We start from the raw sequence: 1894 nt of genomic DNA, 5'->3' as shown, positions 1-1894 counted from the left end.
CGGGCGGTGTATGACCGCAGCGGGACGCAGGTTCGCGGGTTTACTTATGATGCGGAGCACGCCGGGCGGATGGTGGCGCACCATTATGCGGGGAGGCCGGAGAGCCGCTACCGGTATGATGATACCGGTCGGGTGACGGAGCAGGTCAACCCGGAGGGGCTGGACTACCGCTTTGAGTACGGAGAGAGCCGGGTAATCATCACGGACAGCCTGAACCGGCGGGAGGTGCTGTACACGGAAGGCGAGGGTGGCCTGAAGCGGGTGGTGAAGAAGGAGCATGCCGACGGGAGCATCACCCGCAGCGAGTATGATGAGGCGGGGAGGCTGAAGGCGCAGACGGATGCGGCGGGGCGGCGGACGGAGTACCGGCTGCATATGGCGTCTGGAAAGCTGACTTCAGTGATACTGCCGGACGGCAGGACGGTGCGGTATGGCTATAACAGCCAGTTGCAACTGACTTCAGTGACATATCCGGATGGTTTACGCAGCAGCCGGAAATATGACCGTCAGGGCCGACTGGCAGAAGAGACCTCGCGCAACGGTAACATTACGCGCTGGTTTTATGATTTTTCCCGCAGTGGCCTGCCCTGTGCGGTGGAAGACGGAACCGGGGTGAGGCGGAGAATAACGCGAAACCGTTACGGTCAACTGCTGGCCTTTACGGACTGCTCGGGGTACACGACGCGGTATGAGTACGACCAGTACGGTCAACAAATCGCCGTTCACCGGGAAGAAGGCATCAGCACTTACAGCAGTTATAACCCGCGTGGCCAACTGATCAGTCGGAAGGATGCGCAGGGGCGTGAAACCCGTTATGAGTACAGCGCTGCAGGCGACCTGACAGCAACGATATCACCGGACGGTAAACGCAGCGCCACCGAATATGATAAACGTGGGCGTCCGGTGAGTGTGACGGAAGGTGGACTGACGCGCAGCATGGGGTATGACGCCGCCGGGCGCATCACCGTGCTGACTAACGAGAACGGCAGCCAGTCCACGTTCCGGTATGACCCGGTGGACAGGCTGACGGAGCAGCGCGGCTTTGACGGCCGGACGCAACGTTACCAGTATGACCTGACCGGAAAACTCACGCAGAGTGAAGACGAGGGGCTTATCACCCTCTGGCATTACGATGCGTCAGACCGTATCACCCGGCGCACGGTGAACGGTGAACCGGCGGAGCAGTGGCAGTATGACGACCACGGCTGGCTGACAGAAATCAGCCACCTGAGTGAAGGCCACCGTGTGGCGGTCCACTACGGCTATGACGATAAAGGCCGCCTGACGGGCGAACGGCAGACGGTGGAGAACCCGGAGACGGGGGAGATGCTGTGGGAGCATGAGACGGGGCATGCGTACAGCGAACAGGGGCTGGCGACCCGTCAGGAGCCGGACGGTCTGCAGCCGGTGGAGTGGCTGACGTATGGCAGCGGTTATCTTGCGGGGATGAAGCTGGGCGGAACACCGCTGGTCGAGTACACGCGGGACAGGCTGCACCGTGAGACGGCCCGCAGCTTCGGCGGGGAGGCATATGAACTTGCCACCGCCTGGAATACCAGCGGCCAGCTCCGGAGCAGGCACCTGAACCTTCCGCAGCTTGACCGTGACTACGACTGGAACGACAACGGACAGCTAATCCGCATCAGCGGCCCGCAGGAGAGCCGGGAGTACCGTTACAGCGACACGGGAAGGCTGACGGGCGTCCACACCACGGCGGCGAACCTGGATATCGATATCCCGTATGCGACGGACCCGGCAGGAAACCGGCTGCCGGACCCGGAACTGCACCCGGACAGCACGCTCACGGCATGGCCGGATAACCGCATCGCGGAAGATGCGCACTATGTCTACCGCCACGATGAATACGGCAGGCTGGCGGAGAAGACGGACCGCA

General features: G+C 62.2%; 1 pseudogene. It reads left to right on the top strand.

Annotation, left to right across the window (positions count from 1 at the left end):
- Window positions 1–1894, top strand: a pseudogene (locus tag RTW80_RS24555) (RHS repeat domain-containing protein); the annotation flags it as partial.

Source organism: Escherichia sp. AM3 (genome assembly GCF_032029835.1).
In the GTDB taxonomy this organism is placed as follows: domain Bacteria; phylum Pseudomonadota; class Gammaproteobacteria; order Enterobacterales; family Enterobacteriaceae; genus Escherichia; species Escherichia coli.
This window is presented reverse-complemented; position numbering and strand designations above follow the sequence as displayed.